Here is a 17,041-nt window from a genome sequence, read left to right on the forward strand (position 1 = left end):
GCTGACAGCCCGCTGACGGCTGTCCGTCAGCTCCAGCCCGGAAAGGGAAGGGTGAGTTGCCCGGGGGTGTCCGGTGGCGCGGTCTCGTAGCGCGGCGGCGTCGCCGACAACCCGATCGGGTTGCGGGTGAGCCGTACCGAGGTGCCGTCGGGCTGCGGGAGATCCACCGTCGGGCTCAGACCGAGCCGTTCGGCCAGCGCGAACGCGCCCGCGACGTCGTTGACCTCCCCGGCCGGCACCCCGGCCGCGCTCAGCTCCGCCGACCACGCGGCCGCCGGACGTTTGCCGAAGTGGTCTTCCAGCAACGCGCGGAGCTCGGCCCGGTGCTCGACGCGCGCCGGATTGGTCGCGAACCTGGCCTCGTCCGCGAGCTCCGGCAGCCCGATGACCTCGCACAACGCCGCGAACTGCCGGTCGTTGCCGACGGCGAGCGCGAGTTCGTGATCGGCGCAGGGGACGAGTTCGTAGGGCGCGATACTGGGATGCCGGTTGCCCATCCGCGCCGGGACCGTCCCGCCGGAGGTGTAGGCGCTGCCCTGGTTGACCAGCGCCGCGAGCAGGCTGGACAGCAGGTCGATCTCGACCCGCTGGCCCTGCCCGGTCCGGTCGCGATGGCGCAGGGCGGCGAGGATGCCGACGCTCGCGAACAGCCCGGCCAGGACGTCGACGAGCGCGACGCCGACCTTCTGCGGCTCGCCTGCCGGGTCGCCGGTGATGCTCATCAGCCCGCCGACGGCCTGGATGAGCAGGTCGTAACCGGGCAGCGCGGCGCCACCGCCGGAGCCGAAACCCGTCACGGAGCAAAGGACGAGGCCGGGGTTCGCCGCCAGCAGGACCTCCGGGCCGAGCCCGAGGCGCTCCATCACGCCGGGCCGGAAGTTCTCGACCACGACGTCGGCCTCCAGCGCGAGCGCGCGGGCCTGGGCGAGGTCGCCGGGATCGCCGAGGTCCAGCGCCACACTCGTCTTGTTCCGGTTCACCGACTGGAAGTACGTCGCCTGACCTGCGGCGTCGTAGGGCGGGCCCCAGCTGCGGGTGTCGTCGCCGGTGCCCGGCCGCTCGACCTTGATCACCGTGGCGCCGAGGTCGGCCAGCAGCATCGTGGCGAACGGGCCGGCGAGCACCCGCGAGAAGTCGAGGACGCGCAGCGGGCCGAGTGCGGTTTCGGGCATGGGCCCGACCCTAAGCGGACGGTCCCGCCCGCGAAGTTGTGATCGCGCTCACGAACCCGTTACTTTCCTCTAGGTACCTACTATCTCCAGGAAGGTAGCTTCGGCCGCGTCGAACGAGAACGCGAACCGAGGAGTGACCATGATCGTGGTGACCGGAGCGACCGGGAACGTGGGACGGCTGCTGGTGGAAAGCCTTGCCGCCGCTGGAGAAGAAGTGACGGCGGTGTCGCGGCGGATCTCGCCGTCGGACGTGCCGGAGGGTGTGCGGACCGTGCGGGCCGATCTCGCCCAGACCGAAGGGCTGAAGGAGGTCTTCGCCGGAGCGGACCGGGTTTTCCTTCTGACGTCGGGAGAATTCATGGCGGCGGGCGGCGATGTCACGGAGGTCGTCGCGGCCGCCGGTGACGCCGGGATCGTGCTTCTGTCGTCCCAGGGTGTCGGGACCGGGCGGCACGCGCCCGCGTTCGAGGAGGCGGTCGAGGCGGCGAGTCCGAAGTGGACAGTGCTGCGGCCGGGCGGCTTCGCGTCGAACGCCTTCCAGTGGGCGCCGGCGATCCAGGCCGATCGGGTCGTCGCCGCGCCGTTCGGCGACGTCGCGCTGCCCGTCATCGACCCGGCGGACATCGCCGACGTCGCGGCGGCCGTGCTGACCGAACCCGGCCACCACGGCCGGACCTACGTGCTCACCGGGCCCGAGCCCATCTCGCCCCGGCAGCAGGCGGCCGCACTCGGCGACGCGCTCGGCGAACCGCTGCGGTTCGCCGAACTGAGCGAAGACGAGGCCCGCGCCGCGATGTCGGAGTTCATGCCGCCGGTGGTCGTGGAGGCCACGCTTGCGATCCTCGGCAGGCCGACCGAGGACGAAGCGCGGGTGAGCCCCGACGTCGAGAAGGTGCTCGGACGACCGGGGCGCACTTTCGCCGAATGGGCGGCACGGAACGCGGCGGCGTTCAAGTGACGGGGAGCCTCGATGAGAAAGTTCTCATCGAGGCCTCATCGGCGGCTCACCGGTGCCGGGCAGCCTGGTGTCATGCGAGTCCGAATCATCGTCCTGGCCGGGGTCGCCGCCGTCGTGGTGGCGGCCACCGGCACGTTCGCCGTCATCGCGGCCACCGCGGCCTCGCCACCCGACCTCGGCCCGGCGGTCGTCGCCCCGGCCGGGCGGGCCGTCACCGGGCCGGGTGAAGCGGGGGCCCCGCCCGCCGTCGTCCCGCCCCGGCTGGCCGGGCACGACGACGACGTCGATGATGACCCTGATGACGCCGATGACCACTTCGACCTCGACGACTGAGCGAGCCAGGTGAGCGCCCGCGCCCGGATTCTCGCGTGGGTCCTGCTGGTCGTGCTGCTCGCGCTCGCCGGATCGCTGCTGGCCACCCGCACCGTCCTGCACAACCAGCTCGACCAGCGTCTCGACAACGAGATCGCGCACGAGACCGGCAAGCTCAGGGCCTTCCTGGCGTCGTCCGACGCCCGCCCGGCCGGGCGGCCCGCCACCGTCGAGGCGGTCCTCGGCCGTCACCTGGAACGGAACCTGCCCGAGAAGTACGAGACGTTCTTCTCGATCGGCGACGGTGCCGCGTCGAGGCGGAGCGCGATCGAACCGCCGGTGCGGCTCGACACCGACCCGAAGTTCGTCGCCGAGCTGTCGCGGGCGACGACCCCGGCGTACGGCACGGTCACCACCGCGGTCGGGTCCGCGCGCTACGGCGTCGTCCCGGTGACCATCGAGGGCTCGCCGGGCCGCGGCGCGCTGGTGATCGTCGAGTTCGTCGACCACGCCGCCGGCGAGATCAACGACGTCGTCGGCGTGATGGCCGCGATGTCCGGGGCCGCGCTGGTGCTGGCCGGGCTGATCGGCTGGCTGGTCGCCGGACGCATCCTCGCCCCGGTGCGGGAGGTCCGCCTGGCCGCCGAGCAGATCGGCGAGACCGATCTTTCCCGCCGCATCGAGGTCCGCGGCTCCGACGACGTCGCCGCGCTCGGGCGCACCTTCAACACGATGCTGGACCGGCTCGAAAGCGCCTTCGCCGGGCAACGCGAGTTCATCGACGACGCCGGGCACGAACTGCGCACGCCGATCACCATCGTCCGCGGCCATATCGAGCTGATGGGCGACGACCCCGGCGAGAACGCCGCCACCCGGCATCTGGTCCTCGACGAACTCGGGCGGATGCAACGGATCGTGGACGACCTGCTGGTCCTCGCGAAATCCGGCGGCCCGGACTTCCTCGCCCCCGGTGAGACCGACCTCGCCGATCTCACCGTCGAGACCCTCGCCAAATCCCGGCCGCTGGCCGACCGCGTCTGGCGGCTCGACGCGGTCGCCGAGGTGAAGGTCCGCGCGGACGGCCAGCGGCTCACGCAGGCGTTGCTGCAACTGGTTTCCAACGCCGTCCGGCACACCGTTCCCGGACAGGAGATCGCCCTCGGCTCCGAGGTGACCGCGACGACGGCGCGGCTCTGGGTCCGTGACACCGGGGAAGGGGTCCCGCCCGATTCGAGAAGCCGGATCTTCGAACGGTTCAAACGCGGCAGCAACTCGAGCGGCGACGACGGCGCCGGGCTCGGCCTGGCGATCGTCGCCGCGATCGCCGAGGCGCACGGTGGCCGTGTCCTGCTCGACACCGTGCCCGGCGAAGGCGCGCGGTTCACCATGGAGATCCCCGTCGCGGAAGGTGCGGACCGGTGACCAGTGTGCTGGTGGTGGAGGATTCCGCCCGGATCGGCGCGTTCGTGGAGAAGGGCCTGCGGGCGCAGGGTTTCGCGACCCGCTGGGTCAAGACCGGTTCCGAAGGGCTGACCGAGGCGCTGACCGGCGCGCACGATCTGGTGGTCCTCGATCTGGGGCTGCCGGACCTCGACGGCTCGGATCTGCTGCGGGCCCTGCGGGCGGCGGGCCGGACGGTGCCGGTGATCATCCTGACCGCGCGGGACAGCGTCGTCGACCGCGTCGCCGGGCTGTCCGGCGGCGCCGACGACTATCTGGCCAAACCGTTCGCGTTCGAAGAACTGCTGGCCCGGATCCGCCTGCGGCTGCGGGGGAATCCCGAAGCCGAGCCGGCGGTGCTGCGCGCCGGGGAGCTCTCGCTCGACCTGCGCACGCGGAAGGTCTCGGTGGCCGGGGAGGAGAAGGACCTCACCGCCCGCGAGTTCGCGCTGCTGGAGACATTGCTGCGCAACCGCGGCCAGGTACTGTCGCGGGAACAGCTGCTCGGCGGGGTCTGGGGTTTCGACTTCGACCCGGGATCCAACGTGGTGGACGTCTACATCCGTTACCTGCGCGGGAAGATCGGGGCAGAGCGGATCGAAACGGTGCGGGGTATGGGTTATCGGCTCGGTGAGTCCTGATGAGACGGTTCTCATCCGGCTCTCACCGCGGTCTCTTCCTGGCCCGTCACAGTGGTTTCCATGACCACGACACTGCTTCATCTCGCCGTCGATCTCGTCGCCGCCGTGATCCTCGCCTACGGTATCTACGCCCGTCGCCACCACCGCGGTGACCTCGCCTGCGCCTATCTGGCGCTGAACGTCGGCGTCTGCGTTTCGGTCGCGGTACTGCTTTCCGTGTCGACCGCGAGCGCGCTCGGGCTGGGGCTCTTCGGGGTGCTGTCGATCATCCGGCTGCGGTCCGATTCGATCAGCCAGCAGGAGGTCGCGTACTACTTCGTCGCGCTCGTGCTGGGGCTGGTGAACGGGCTGCCGTCAGCCGACTGGCGGATCGTCGCCGTCTTCAACGTCCTGCTGCTCGGCGTCATGTACGTCGCGGACCATCCGTCGCGCACACGCGGCCCGCAGCGGCGCACGGTCGTGCTCGACACCGTGTACCCCGACGAGCGGACGATGCTGAGGGAACTGCGGGCACGGCTCGGCGGAACGGTGGTGCGGCACAACGTGTCCGAAGTGGACTATGTCCGCGAGGTGACCGTCGTCGACGTCCGGTTCCGCCCGGACACCGCCGCGGTCGTCCACGGCGCCCCGGCGGGGCACCGGTGAGCGGCCGGGGAACGGCCACCGTCGCGGCGGTGGCGAAAGGGCTCCCTTCGCTGCCGCTGGCGGAAGTCGTCGCCACGAGCGGGCTGATGAGCCGCACGGACCGCAAGTACGTCTTGCCGCTCAACGACTTCCTGGCAGTCACCGGGGTGCTGTCGCTGCGCTGCCTGGAGATCGACGGGCAACGCGTGTTCGGCTACTCGTCGACGTATTTCGACACGCCGGATCTCGCGATCTACCGGGCGCACCGGCAGGACCGGCGGCGCCGGTTCAAGATCCGCACGCGGACCTACACCGACTCGGCCGACACCTACTGCGAGCTCAAGGTCAGCGGGAAACGCGACGAGACGGTCAAGGTCCGCCGCCCGCACCCGGCCGAGGCGGCGCACGGCCTGACCGGGCCGGCGCTGACGTTCCTCGACGACGCCCTCACCGCCGCCTACGGCCGCCCGGCGCCCCGGCCGCTGACTCCCGCGCTGGTCACCGACTACCGGCGCAGCACCTTCGTCGCCGCCGACGCGCGGATCACCTGCGACACGTCGCTGGTGTGGCGTTCGGGCTCGCGGAGCCTCGCCGCCGGGGGAGACCTGGTGCTGCTGGAGGTGAAGTCGGCTTCCGAGCGCAACAGCGTCACCGAAGCGCTGGCGAAACTGCGGATCCGGGAGCGGTCGGTGAGCAAATACTGCGCGGGCCTGGTGGCGCTGGGGCTGGCCACCGGCGGGAACCGGTGGCGGCCGGCGCTGCGGCGGCTCGGCGTGGCGTAACGATCGCGGCACGGCGGCCGACCCTTGCCTTCGGGTTCAGAACGAGGGAGAACGAATGAGGATCAGGGAGAAGGCCGCGCTCGCCGTGGCGGGGCTGGCCGTCGCCGCGGCCGGGGGCACTGTGTTCGCCGGGACTTCCGGCGCCGTCGGCCCGTCGCCGTCGCCGAGCGTGCAGGCCGCGGAGACGTCGTGCGTGACCGACGGAGCCGGGATGTGCACCGTGCAGCACGCGCTGGGCGCGGTCCCGGCGGTGGTGGTGGTCTCGGCGAACACGCCGGGACAGTTCAACGCGTACATGCTGAACACGGTGCAGGGTTCGTACACGGCGACCACGTTCCAGGTGCGGGCGATGTTCGACCAGACCACGCCGAAGACCGGTGGGGCGATCTGGTTCAGCTACGCCGCCTACGGCGGTGCCCCGGTGACGACCACGCCGAAGCCGCCATCGACGACCTTGCCGCCGACAACGCCAACCACACCGACGCGGCCGACCAGCGCGACACCAACGCCGACCACAACGCCTCCTGAGACCACCACTCCACCGGGTGGTGGCTCGGGCCTGGGCGGCTGACCGTCCACAAAGGACAAGGCATCGGCTACCGCGGCGGCCGGTCGTCCAACTCGTCGGCCAGGATCACGTCGACACGGAGTCCGGCCCGCCGCAGTACCCGGACACTCGCCCTCAGTGCCACCACGGCGCCGAGGACGGCTAGGACACCGAGCCCGATGGCGACCGGATTCGCCACGAGCGCCTCCCTGCCCGCTGGGCCCCGGGCGGCGCGCCGCCCGGCGTTGGTCCTTGAAACCTAGACGAGACGGCATGCCCCGGCACCGGAAACCAGCTGATCGGCCTAGGCGATCGTGGCAGGTGAGCGCTGTGATAACTTGGAGCGAACTGGGACTTCTGTGCGTTCGCAAACCCGCTGATAGGGCTGGGACGGCTCCCGCGGAGGTGTCAGGGCACCGTTGGGGCCGGTAGCTCAGTTGGTTAGAGCAGGGGACTCATAATCCCTTGGCCGTCGGTTCGAGCCCGACCCGGCCCACCGTATCGATATCGCCGCCGCCCGCGGGGAATGGTGGTCCTCCGGCGGCAATTTCGCCTCGGCGTAAAAGCGACCGGGCTCCGTTCGCTCCGGCGTGCTGCCGAATCAGTTTGCACATCACCCGGCGGTACCCGAGTGGCCGAACTCCGTGATGCCGGTGTGCCACGGCGAATCGCGTTCTCCGGAAAATGGCGAACAGGTCGCCTGGGATGAACGCCATCCTGGACTACAAGGGCGGCGAAGCTAGCAGGCCTTCACGGCCACGGTGTGCACCCGGCCGGAGATGTTGTGGATGGTCACGGTGTCCCAGCCGCCGTTCGCGGTGACCTGGTACTGGTAACCGGACGGCACCTGCTGGCTCCGCTTCGCGCCTGCCGGGACGTTGCGCTGCTGCACGACGAGCCGGCCCGCCCTCGACCCGCTGGCGTAGATGATCGAATAGAGCTTGGGGCCGGAGCAGTTGTTGGTCCAGTTGATGTAGCCGTGGGTCGCGGCGGACGCCGGACCGGCCGTGACGGCGAGGCCGCCGAGGGCCAAGGCCAGGGAAGCGAGCAGGACGGGCAAGCGCTGACGCACGTGATCTCCTTCGGGTACGAATGGACCACGTGCAGCCAACACCACGCTGGTGATCGCCACATCGGTCGTTCGCACCACAGATCGGCCGGCCCGCCTGCTGCCGGCGGGTACAAGGCGGCCGCGATCGGCGAAACGGCGGCCATTCCTTCGTGTTCTGCCCGCCGTTCACCAGCGCCGACCACGTGACAGCGCCGTGCAAGTGTGACGACAGAGGCCATCGGGTTCTCGCCCTACGGTCTGTGTTCGAGCGACGCGGCCCGCCCACGCCGGCGGGAGCACACGGCCGCGCTTCCGTCGCTCTCGGACCGGGGAGGGCGAGGGTGGCGATGCGAAGAACGATCGTGGCGTTCATGGTGGCCGCGGTGGCGTCGGGGGTCGTGCCAGGGGGCGGCGCCACCGCGGTCGCGGCACCCGCCGGGCTGCCCGACCAGGCTTCGGCTTCGGCGGCCGCCGCCCGGTTCGACCGGCGGGTGGAGGTCACCGGTCTGACGTCGGAGACCTCCCAGGTGTTCGCCAATCCGGGCGGCACGTTCACCGCGGTCCTGAACGCGAGGCCGGTGCGCGCACGCCAGGCCGGTGGAGCCTGGGCTCCGGTCGACCCGACTCTGCGACGTGCTGCCGGTGGCCGGGTCACCGCGACGACGTCGCCGTTGCGGGCGACCTTGTCCGGAGGTGGCACCGGCCCGCTGTTCGTTTCCGGTGACCGGACCCTGACCTGGCCGCGAGCCCTGCCGGTTCCTGCTCTCGACGGCGACACCGCCGTCTACCGGGAGGCCTTGCCGGGTGTGGACCTGACCGCCACGCTCGATGTGGACGGCGTGGTCACCGCGCTGAGCGTGAAGTCCCGCGAGGCGGCGGGCACCGCGGAACTGGCCGCGGCGCTGCAAACGCTTTCTCCGGACCCGGACGCGGATCTGGCCCGGCTGACCGCGGCCGACGCCGTCTATCCCGCGGTCGTCGCTCCCGCGATCACCGTGGGCGCCGCGAACTGGACGATGATCAACGAACGGCATCCGGATCAGTCCTACTGGTCCTACGACCGCGGCGAAGGCGCGAAAGTCGGCTACGTCCAGCAGAGCGGCGACGGGTGGGAACGCTACCGCTCGATCTGGACCTTCCCGATGGAGAACCTGCGCGGCAAACACGTGTTGCGCGCCTGGTTCAGCTCCTATCTCAAGCACACCTACTCCTGTGCCGACACCTGGACCGACCTGTACCTGGTCAACTCGGTCAACGCCGGAACGACCTGGGCCAATCACTCGGGTTCGTGGCCGTGGTCGAGCTATCTGGCCGGGGCGAACAACAGCGACTGCCGGGACGCCGGGCGCTACAGCGAATGGGGTGGCGACAAGGTCACCAAGGCCGCCCAGGACGGCACCGGCTGGGGGACCGTCACGCTCGGTCTGCGCGCCGGTGACGAGGGCACGATCAACACGGGCTGGAAGAAGTTCGACGAGAACCGCACGGCACTGTCGGTCGAGTACAACTCCTATCCCCAGGCTCCCGACCAGCTCAGCGTCGAAGGCAAGGTGTGCGGCGCACAGCCGCTCTACGTCGGCACGACGAGCCCGACGTTGCGCGCCCGCCCCCGGGACGCCGACGGCCAGATCCACGACACCTATTTCGCCCACGGCGAGCGCGAGTCGCCCGGGGGCCGGTTCGTCACCTGGGAATCGACGTTCGTACCCGGTATCCCGGCCGGAGCCGTCGCCCAGTACCGCCTGGCGGGTCCGCTGGCCGACGGGAAGCTCTACGCCTTCCACAGCCAGTCCCACGACGGCATCGATCCCGGCGAGAAGTCCGCGTACTGCGAGTTCCACGTCGACGTGACCCGCCCGCACGCGCCGCCCGCGATCGCCACCGCGGACGGGCGTTATCCCGCCGACGGCATGATCCACGGCGGTGTGGGCGTCAGCGGAGACTTCACGCTCGCGGCGGCGGGCGTCGCCGACGTGGCCGGTTACCTCGTCGGCGTCGCGGACCCGCCCGCGCATTTCGTACCCGCCACCGCCCTGGGCGGCACGGCGACCGCCGGAGTGACACCGGAATGGCGCGGTACCAACACTTTGTATGTCCGCTCGGTGGACAGGGCGGGTAACCAGTCCGCCACCGCCCAGTACCACTTCCGGGTCGGTTCGGGCGCGCCCCCGGCCGGCCGCTGGAAGCTGGACGAGCCGGCCGGGCCGACCCTCGCCGACACGGCGGAAGGGCGGCTGCCGGCGACCTTGAGCGGTGGTGCGCTCGGCGCGCCCGGCAGGCTTTTCGGCGGCCCCACCGCCTTGGCCGGTGGTACCGCGGCCACGACGGGGCCGGTCGTCGGCACCGCCGAGAGTTTCAGTGTGGCCGCGTGGGTGCGCTCGACCGCGCCCGCCGGTACGGCCGTCACCCAGGAGGGCGCGCAGGTGGGCGGCTTCGCGCTCGGGCGTGCCGGTGATCGCTGGGTGTTCTCGATGCCGCAAGGCGACAGCGACACCGCCGCGCGCAACACGGCGTCCTCGGCCGTTCCTGTGCGCCAGGGCGTGTGGACCCACCTGGCGGGCACCTACGACTCGGCGACCCGCAAGCTGACCTTGTACGTCGACGGACGTCACGCCGGAGAGGCCGTCGCCCCTTCGGAAAGCTGGGCCGCGACCGGACCGCTGGTGCTGGGACGAGGCCGCGGCGCCGCCGGGCCCGCCGATCCTTGGCAAGGCGAGCTGGCCGACGTCCAGGTCTGGCCGCGCCGGATCTACCTCAGCGAAGTCACCGAGCTGGCCAACGTGACCACTCCGGTCGGTGAGTGGCTGTTCGAAGAGGAGTCAGGGGTCACCGCGTTCGACACCGCCGGCTTCGGCAGGCACTTGACCTTCCCCGGCGGCACTCACCCCGGCTGGGGGAGACGCGAGGGCCATGGCGGTACGGGGCGTTCGATTCACACCGGTGGCAGGCCAGGGACGACGCAGGGACCGGTGACGCGGTCCACGACCGGGTTCGCGATATCCGCGTGGGTGAAGATCGACCAGCTGACGCCGGGATGGCAGGCGGCGGTCGCGGGCCATGGTTCGCGCACCAGCCCGTTCTTCCTGCAGTACGCCGCGACGTCCCGGAAATGGGCGTTCGCCGTCACCGGCGCCGACGTCGACGACCCCGTGCAGCACCGCGCCTATTCGACGGGCGAGGCGGTGCCGGGGCGGTGGACCCATCTGGTCGGCGTGCACGACCCGGGCGCCCGGCAGGTCCGGCTCTACGTCGACGGACAACTGGCTTCGACCGTGTCGGCCCCGACGTCCTGGGACTCCACCGGGCCGCTGATCGTCGGCCAAGGCCGATGGAACGGCGCCGACTCCGATTCCTGGGTCGGCGGTCTCGACGACGTCCGGGTACTGGCCGGTGTGCCGACAGACCTGGAAATCACCGCGCTCCACCAGCAGTGACCACATCGAGGGGATGACCGACGTGCACAAGAAGAGACCCTTGCCTTCCCTGGCGCGCAGAGGACTCGCGGCGGCGCTGGTGCCGATACTCGCGGCCGGGCTGGCCGTCGCCACGGCGGCACCCGCCGCGGCTTATGAGCGGCTGAAGGCGCAGCAACACCCTGTGGTGGAAGGGAAAACCGCGTCCTCGGTGCCCTACGCGCCCGATCCCGACGACGAAGCGGCCCGCAAACCCGTTCCCGCGCCCGTGTGGCCGCAGCCGGGCAAGGCCGCCGTCCGCCAGGCCACGACCGCCCGCGTGGGTGGCTTGCCGGTCAGCGTGACCCCGGTGGGGGCCGCCGGCACGGCGAGCGTCGAGGTGCTGGACCGCAAGGCGGCCGAACGCGGTTCCTGGGCGGTGGTGGTGCGCCTGGAGAGCACCGCCCGCGCGGAGAACGGCCACGCCGATCTTTCTCTGGACTATTCGACGTTCCGCTCGGCTTTCGGTGCCGACTACGGCAACCGGCTCCGGCTGCTCAGCCTGCCTTCCTGCGCCCTGGACACGCCCGGTGACCCGAAGTGCGCCGGGACCGCCGTGCCTTCGGTCAACGATGGCAGCAGGGTGTCCGGCCGGGTCCCGGCAGGCGGCTTGGTCGCGCTGGCGGCGGGCCCCGAGGGGAGCACGGGCGACTTCAAGGCCACCGAGCTCAAAGCCTCCGGCTCGTGGGAGTTCGGCGGCTCGTCCGGCGACTTCTCCTGGCAGTACCCGATGCGCACGCCGCCCGCTCTGGAAGGGCCCGAACCGCGGCTGCGGCTGGACTACTCCAGTCAGTCGGTCGACGGGTTGACCGCCACCACCAACAATCAGCCGAGCTGGGCGGGAGAGGGATTCTCGTTCTCCCAAGGCTTCATCGAGCGTTCCTACCGTTCCTGCTCCGACGTGGGCGGAGGTGTCGCCAAGACCGGAGACCTGTGCTGGGCCTCGGACAACGCCGTGCTGTCGCTGGACGGGCGTACCACCGAACTGGTGCGTGACGACGTCAGCGGGACCTTCCGTGCCCGGCACGACGCCGGGATGCGCGTCGAGCGCCGCACCGGAGCGGCCAACGGCGACAACGACGGCGAGCACTGGGTGGTGACCGACCGCCACGGCACCGAGTTCTGGTTCGGCCGGAACCGCTTGCCCGGCTGGACCGAGGGCCGTCCGCAGACCGACTCCACGTGGACCGTCCCCGTGTACGGCGCCGACCCGTGCCGTACCGCGGAGCAGACCGGCCCCTCGTGCTCGCAGGCGTGGCGATGGAACCTCGACCACGTGGTGGACACCCACGGCAACTCCCTGTCCCTGTGGTACGCCAAGGAAACCAACAAGTACGCCCGGAACAACGACGCGACCAAGGCGACCGACTACGTCCGCGGCGGCTGGCTGACCCGGATCGACTACGGCACCCGCTCTGACTCCGAGTACGGCCACGTGCCCATGCAGGTCGCGGTCGAGACCGCCGACCGCTGCGAAGCCGGCTGCGACACCAAGAACGCCACCACGTGGAAGGACGTTCCCTGGGACCTGGAGTGCACCGGCAGCCCGTGCCGCGTGGCGAGCCCGACCTTCTGGACGGCCAAACGCCTGGCCAAGCTCACCACCAGCGTGGCCGGCGGCACCGAGCGCCGCGCGGTCGATTCGTGGACCCTGCGGCATTCCTATCCCGATCCCGGGGACAACACGCGAGCCGGCCTGTGGCTGGACGGCATCACCCACACCGGTCACGTCGGCGGAACCCTCGGCATGCCCGAGACCACCTTCACCGGGACGGCGCGGGACAACCGGGTGCGCGCGGTCTCCGACACCGCGCCGCCGATGAAGTGGCGCCGGATCGAACGCATCCGCAACGGCACCGGCGGTGAAATCGTCGTCGGCTATTCCGATCCCGAATGCGCCGTGGGCGGCACAATGCCCGCCGCGCCCGAAACCAACACGCTGCGCTGCTTCCCGTCCTACTGGACCAGGACCGGCGACACCGACCCCAAGATCGACTACTTCCACAAGTACGTCGTGACCTCAGTGTCCGAAGTGGACCACACCGGGGGCAACCCGGTGAGCACCACGGCCTACGAGTACGTCGGCGGAGCGGCGTGGCATCACACCGAGGACGAAACCGTGCCCGGCAAGTACCGCACCTGGAACGGCTGGCGCGGGTACGAGAAGGTCCGCGTGACCGAAGGGACCGGCGCCGGCACACGCCATAGCGAGACGCAGTACTTCCGGGGCATGGACGGCGACCAGCTTCCTGGCGGCGGCAAACGTTCGGTGCGTCTCAAGGACTCCGAGAACGTCGAAGTGCCCGACAGCTCCGGCCTGGAGGGGCGGGCGCGGGAGAAGCGCACGTTCTCCGGACCAGGCGGCTCCGAGGTCTCCGGAGAGATCGTCGACCCGTGGATGTCCGAGCCGACCGCCACCGACGTCCGCGGCGGGGTCACGGTGCAGGCCCGGTTCGCCGCCGACGGGACGACCCGGCACCGCATCGCGCTCGACGGCGGACGAGGATTCCTGCGCACCCGCACCACGACCGAGTTCGACAAGCACGGCCTCCCCGTCGCACAGAACGACCTGGGTGACGAGAAAACGGCCGACGACGACCAGTGCACCAGGACCGAATACGTCCGCGACGAAGGCCGCTGGCTGATCGAGTTCCCGTCCCGCGAGCAGACATACGCGCTGTCCTGTGACGAACAACCCACCCGGGACGAGGAGATCGTCAGCGACACCCGGACGTCCTACGACGGCCGCGACTTCGGCCTCGCGCCGACCAAGGGAGACGAGACACGGACCGAGGAGCTCTCGTCCTTCGCGGGAGGTCCGCGCGGCTACACGACCGTCTCGCGTGCCGGGTACGACGCGCACGGCCGCGTCGTCGAGTCCTGGGACGCCCGTGACGCGCTCACCAAGACCGTGTTCACCCCGGCGACCGGCGGTCCGGTGACGGCCGTCGCCGAGACCAACGCCCTCGGGCACACCACGACCACCACCGTGGAACCGGCCTGGGACGAGGCCGAACTGAGCACGACCGACCCCAACGGCAAAGTCACCAGCCAGGCGCACGACCCGCTGGGCCACCTCACCGCGGTCTGGAAACCAGGACGCGTCCAGGGCAAGGCCGAGCCGCACGTCAAGCACACCTATCTGGTCCGCTCGGACGCGCCGACCGCCGTCACCACGGCCGAACTGCATCCCGACGACGTGCGCTACGTGACGTCCACGGTGCTCTACGACGGTTTCCTGCGACAACGTCAGACACAGGGGCCCGGATCGTCCGGGCGCGTCGTCAGCGACACCGTGCACGACACGGCGGGCCGGGTCACCAAGACCAACTCCGCCTACCCGGCCAGTGGCGCACCCGGCACCGGCCTGTTCGTCGCCCTGCAGGACAACGGCATCCCCAACCAGGTGCTGACCACCTTCGACGCGGCCGACCGGCCCGTGTCCCAAGTGGTCAAGTCCTACGGCAAGGAGCAGTCCACGACCACGACCGCCTACGGCGGCGACCGCGTGGACGTCACCCCGCCGAAGGGAGGCACCGCGACGAGCACGATCACCGACGGCCGCGACCGCAAGGTGGAGCTCCGCCAGTACCGCGGTGGCACACCGACTGGACCGTACGACAGCACCAAATACACCTACACCCGCAAGAACCTCGAAGCGACCGTCGTCGACCCCGCGGGCAACACGTGGAGCTACGGCTACGACTTGCGCGGCCGTCGCACGTCCACGACCGACCCGGACTCGGGGACCACGAAGAGCACCTACAGCAGCGCGGGTGACGAGCTCACGACGACGGACGCCAAAGGCCGCGTCCTGACCACGACCTACGACGTGCTCGGCAGGCGCACCGCCCTGCACGAAGGCGCCGTGAAACGCGCCGAGTGGACCTACGACGGCAAACAGGACGGCCACCTCGACGCGAGCATCCGCCACCAGGACGGCAAGACCTACACCAGCGAGGTCACCGGCTACGACAACCACTACCAGCCGACCGGCACGAAGATCACCGTCCCGGAGACCGCGGGCACCCCGGCGGGCAAGCTCGCCGGCGTCTACGAATTCAAGAACACCTATCGTGCCAACGGGCAACTCGTCACCAGCACCTATCCGCAGGTCGGCGAACTGCCCACGGAAGTGGTCGAGTACGGCTACGACGATCTGGGCAAGCCTTCGGTGCTCAAGTCCAAACTCGGCACCGGACCGGTGACCACCTACGTCGCGGCCACCCAGTACACCAACCTCGGCCAGACCGGCGTGCACAGTTTCGCCACGGGCACCACCGGCAAACTGATGGAGACGCAGTACACCTACGAACCCACCGGGCGTCTCACGCGGGCGTTGACCACCAAGGAAAGCGGCACCCCCGTCGTGTCGGACCTGCACCAGGACTACGACCCGGCGGGCAACGTCACCCGGATCACCGAGGCGGCCTCCGCCGACACCCAGTGCTTCACCTACGACCACAACCAGCGGATGACGGGGGCCTGGACCCCGAAGTCCGGTGACTGCGCGGCGGCACCCAGCACGGCCGGCCTCGGCGGCCCCGCGCCCTACTGGCAGAACTTCGAGTACGACGCCGTCGGCAACCGCACCCGCCGAGTGCGGCACGCGACGCCGACGGGGGACGTCACCACCACCTACACCTATCCGGCGGCGAAGGCGGCGAAACCGCACGCGCTGACCTCGGCCACCACGACCGACAACACGGGGACGCGCACCGACGGTTACGCCTACGACGAACTGGGCAACACCACCAGCAGGCCCGGCGAGCAGAAGATGACCTGGGACGTCGAAGGAAACCTCGTCTCCACCGCCGACCGCGCCGGCACGACGACCTACGTCGACGACGCCGAAGGCAACCGGATCGTCCGCGCCGATCCGGCCGGTACCACGCTGTTCCTGTCCGACACCCAGGTGCGGTTCGACCGGGCCACCGGCAAGGTCGACGGCATCAGGTTCTACGAGCACGGAGGCGCCGTCGTCGCCCAGCGCACCGTCGCCGGGGTGACCTGGCTGGTCACCGACACCCAGGGCACCGCGCATACCGCGGTCACCGAGAAGACGCAGGAAGTGGTGCAGCGCAGGCAAACCCCGTTCGGCGAAGTACGCGGCCAGACCGCGGCGTGGCCGAACGACCACGGATTCCAGATGGGCGCACGCGAACCAGGCGGGCTGGTCAACGTCGGGGTCCGCCAGTACGACCCGGACACGGGCCGGTTCACCTCCGTCGACCCCGTCCTGGACGCCGACAACCCGCAACAGCTCAACGCCTACGCCTACGCCAACAACAGCCCGGCCAGTTTCAGCGACCCGACCGGGAAACTGTGGGGAATGGCGTTCTCGATGGCCCGATTCGCCTACAACAAGGTGGCCAAGTCCAACGCCCGCGCCGCCGCCCAGCGCGCCACGATGGCACGGCACGTGAAACGCATCAAGAGCATCCAGGCGGCCAAACGCGTGCACACCCGCGCCAAAGCCAAGGTCGCCGTCGCCGAAGCACGCAGAGTCCGGGCCATTGTCCAGAAAACCGCGTATGAAGCCGACTACCGGGCGTACCGGGAGCGGATGAAACCCCTCAACAGTGAATTCGGGGACATAATCGGCAGCTGGCTCATCACACGTGAAGCTATGGGTGCGACGGCGATCAGTGGCCCGTTGGCTATGCTCGTGGCCAATCCTTTGATCACAACAGGAGTCGCCATTTCCTTCACTGGAATGGGCACGTTGAAGGCTTTTGGTCGCACACCCCTTGAATGGGCTGCCTATGGTCCGTCACAAGGCGCCCGTTGGTTGCTGAATGAAGGCGTCACTCCTGCTGTCTGGCACTTCGCGCAGGGCGCGCGGATCACCGGCAAGGCCATCGGCCGAACCGTCCGCCAAGGCGCGAACGTCGTCCGGGCAGGAGCCGAAACCCTCGGCAGGGGGTTCACCGTCTCGGCCAACGCAGTCGCCGACGCACTGACCCTGCCGCTGATGGCGGGCGGCGGAGGATCACCAGCAGGCCTCGGCGGAGTCAGAGACGGCCGAGACGTCGGCGGACGGCAACCAGGACCGAGATAGA

The 17,041-nt window shown here is 70.3% G+C and carries 12 protein-coding genes and 1 tRNA gene; 10 read left to right on the forward strand and 3 right to left on the reverse strand.

All coding sequences use genetic code 11. The features are described from left to right. Positions 1–26 precede the first annotated feature (26 nt). Entirely contained in the window at positions 27–1,172 is a 1,146-nt protein-coding gene (locus ACOCEP_RS21860) for a CaiB/BaiF CoA transferase family protein (protein ID WP_482330843.1), read from the reverse strand. Positions 1,173–1,311: 139 nt separating this feature from the next. Here ACOCEP_RS21860 and ACOCEP_RS21865 point away from each other — a divergent pair, with 139 nt between their 5' ends. From ACOCEP_RS21865 to ACOCEP_RS21895, 7 genes are all read left to right on the forward strand, one after another. Next, a complete protein-coding gene (locus tag ACOCEP_RS21865; protein ID WP_482330844.1) occupies positions 1,312–2,130 on the forward strand; it encodes an NAD(P)H-binding protein in 819 nt (272 codons plus the stop codon). Between the two features lie 72 nt (positions 2,131–2,202). Continuing rightward, positions 2,203–2,463: a hypothetical protein gene (locus ACOCEP_RS21870; RefSeq protein ID WP_482330845.1), complete on the forward strand. Its 261-nt coding sequence runs from the start codon at positions 2,203–2,205 to the stop codon at positions 2,461–2,463. A gap of 9 nt (positions 2,464–2,472) precedes the next feature. Continuing rightward, positions 2,473–3,864: a sensor histidine kinase gene (locus ACOCEP_RS21875; protein ID WP_482330846.1), complete on the forward strand. Its 1,392-nt coding sequence runs from the start codon at positions 2,473–2,475 to the stop codon at positions 3,862–3,864. Further along, the gene (locus ACOCEP_RS21880; protein ID WP_257488182.1) at positions 3,861–4,523 is read left to right on the forward strand and encodes a response regulator transcription factor; all 663 of its coding nucleotides are present in this window, start codon (positions 3,861–3,863) and stop codon (positions 4,521–4,523) included. The genes ACOCEP_RS21875 and ACOCEP_RS21880 overlap by 4 nt, the downstream gene beginning before the upstream one ends. Before the next feature lie 60 nt (positions 4,524–4,583). Then, a complete protein-coding gene (locus tag ACOCEP_RS21885) occupies positions 4,584–5,168 on the forward strand; it encodes a DUF4956 domain-containing protein (protein WP_482330848.1) in 585 nt (194 codons plus the stop codon). Next, on the forward strand, positions 5,165–5,929 hold the full coding sequence (locus ACOCEP_RS21890; protein WP_482330849.1) for a polyphosphate polymerase domain-containing protein: 765 nt from the start codon (positions 5,165–5,167) through the stop codon (positions 5,927–5,929). Before ACOCEP_RS21885 ends, ACOCEP_RS21890 begins: the two co-directional genes overlap by 4 nt. A gap of 55 nt (positions 5,930–5,984) precedes the next feature. Next, the gene (locus tag ACOCEP_RS21895; RefSeq protein WP_482330850.1) at positions 5,985–6,500 is read left to right on the forward strand and encodes a hypothetical protein; all 516 of its coding nucleotides are present in this window, start codon (positions 5,985–5,987) and stop codon (positions 6,498–6,500) included. 25 nt (positions 6,501–6,525) lie between these two features. Here ACOCEP_RS21895 and ACOCEP_RS21900 read toward each other — a convergent pair whose 3' ends face one another. Continuing rightward, positions 6,526–6,675: a hypothetical protein gene (locus tag ACOCEP_RS21900; RefSeq protein WP_482330851.1), complete on the reverse strand. Its 150-nt coding sequence runs from the start codon at positions 6,673–6,675 to the stop codon at positions 6,526–6,528. A 223-nt stretch (positions 6,676–6,898) separates the two neighbouring features. On the opposite strand from ACOCEP_RS21900, the gene ACOCEP_RS21905 reads away from it, so the two are divergent. Then, positions 6,899–6,972, forward strand: a tRNA-Ile gene (locus ACOCEP_RS21905). A gap of 243 nt (positions 6,973–7,215) precedes the next feature. On the opposite strand, the gene ACOCEP_RS21910 is transcribed toward ACOCEP_RS21905, so the two are convergent. Further along, positions 7,216–7,548: a hypothetical protein gene (locus ACOCEP_RS21910; RefSeq protein ID WP_482330853.1), complete on the reverse strand. Its 333-nt coding sequence runs from the start codon at positions 7,546–7,548 to the stop codon at positions 7,216–7,218. A 326-nt stretch (positions 7,549–7,874) separates the two neighbouring features. Between ACOCEP_RS21910 and ACOCEP_RS21915 the strand changes: the two genes are divergently transcribed. Both ACOCEP_RS21915 and ACOCEP_RS21920 read left to right on the forward strand, forming a co-directional pair. Beyond that, complete coding sequence (locus ACOCEP_RS21915; protein ID WP_482339786.1) at positions 7,875–10,961, forward strand: LamG-like jellyroll fold domain-containing protein; 3,087 nt, start codon at positions 7,875–7,877, stop codon at positions 10,959–10,961. 22 nt (positions 10,962–10,983) lie between these two features. After that, entirely contained in the window at positions 10,984–17,040 is a 6,057-nt protein-coding gene (locus ACOCEP_RS21920) for an RHS repeat domain-containing protein (RefSeq protein ID WP_482330855.1), read from the forward strand. Position 17,041: the final 1 nt, after the last annotated feature.

The organism is Amycolatopsis sp. CA-211722, from assembly GCF_056828465.1.

Bases quoted from the DNA above. Each gene is read 5' to 3' on its own strand.
- ACOCEP_RS21860 (WP_482330843.1), bottom strand. From the start codon at position 1,172: ATGCCCGAAACCGCACTCGGCCCGCTGCGCGTCCTCGACTTCTCGCGG.
- ACOCEP_RS21865 (WP_482330844.1), top strand. From the start codon at position 1,312: ATGATCGTGGTGACCGGAGCGACCGGGAACGTGGGACGGCTGCTGGTG.
- ACOCEP_RS21870 (WP_482330845.1), top strand. From the start codon at position 2,203: ATGCGAGTCCGAATCATCGTCCTGGCCGGGGTCGCCGCCGTCGTGGTG.
- ACOCEP_RS21885 (WP_482330848.1), top strand. From the start codon at position 4,584: ATGACCACGACACTGCTTCATCTCGCCGTCGATCTCGTCGCCGCCGTG.
- ACOCEP_RS21895 (WP_482330850.1), top strand. From the start codon at position 5,985: ATGAGGATCAGGGAGAAGGCCGCGCTCGCCGTGGCGGGGCTGGCCGTC.
- ACOCEP_RS21915 (WP_482339786.1), top strand. From the start codon at position 7,875: ATGCGAAGAACGATCGTGGCGTTCATGGTGGCCGCGGTGGCGTCGGGG.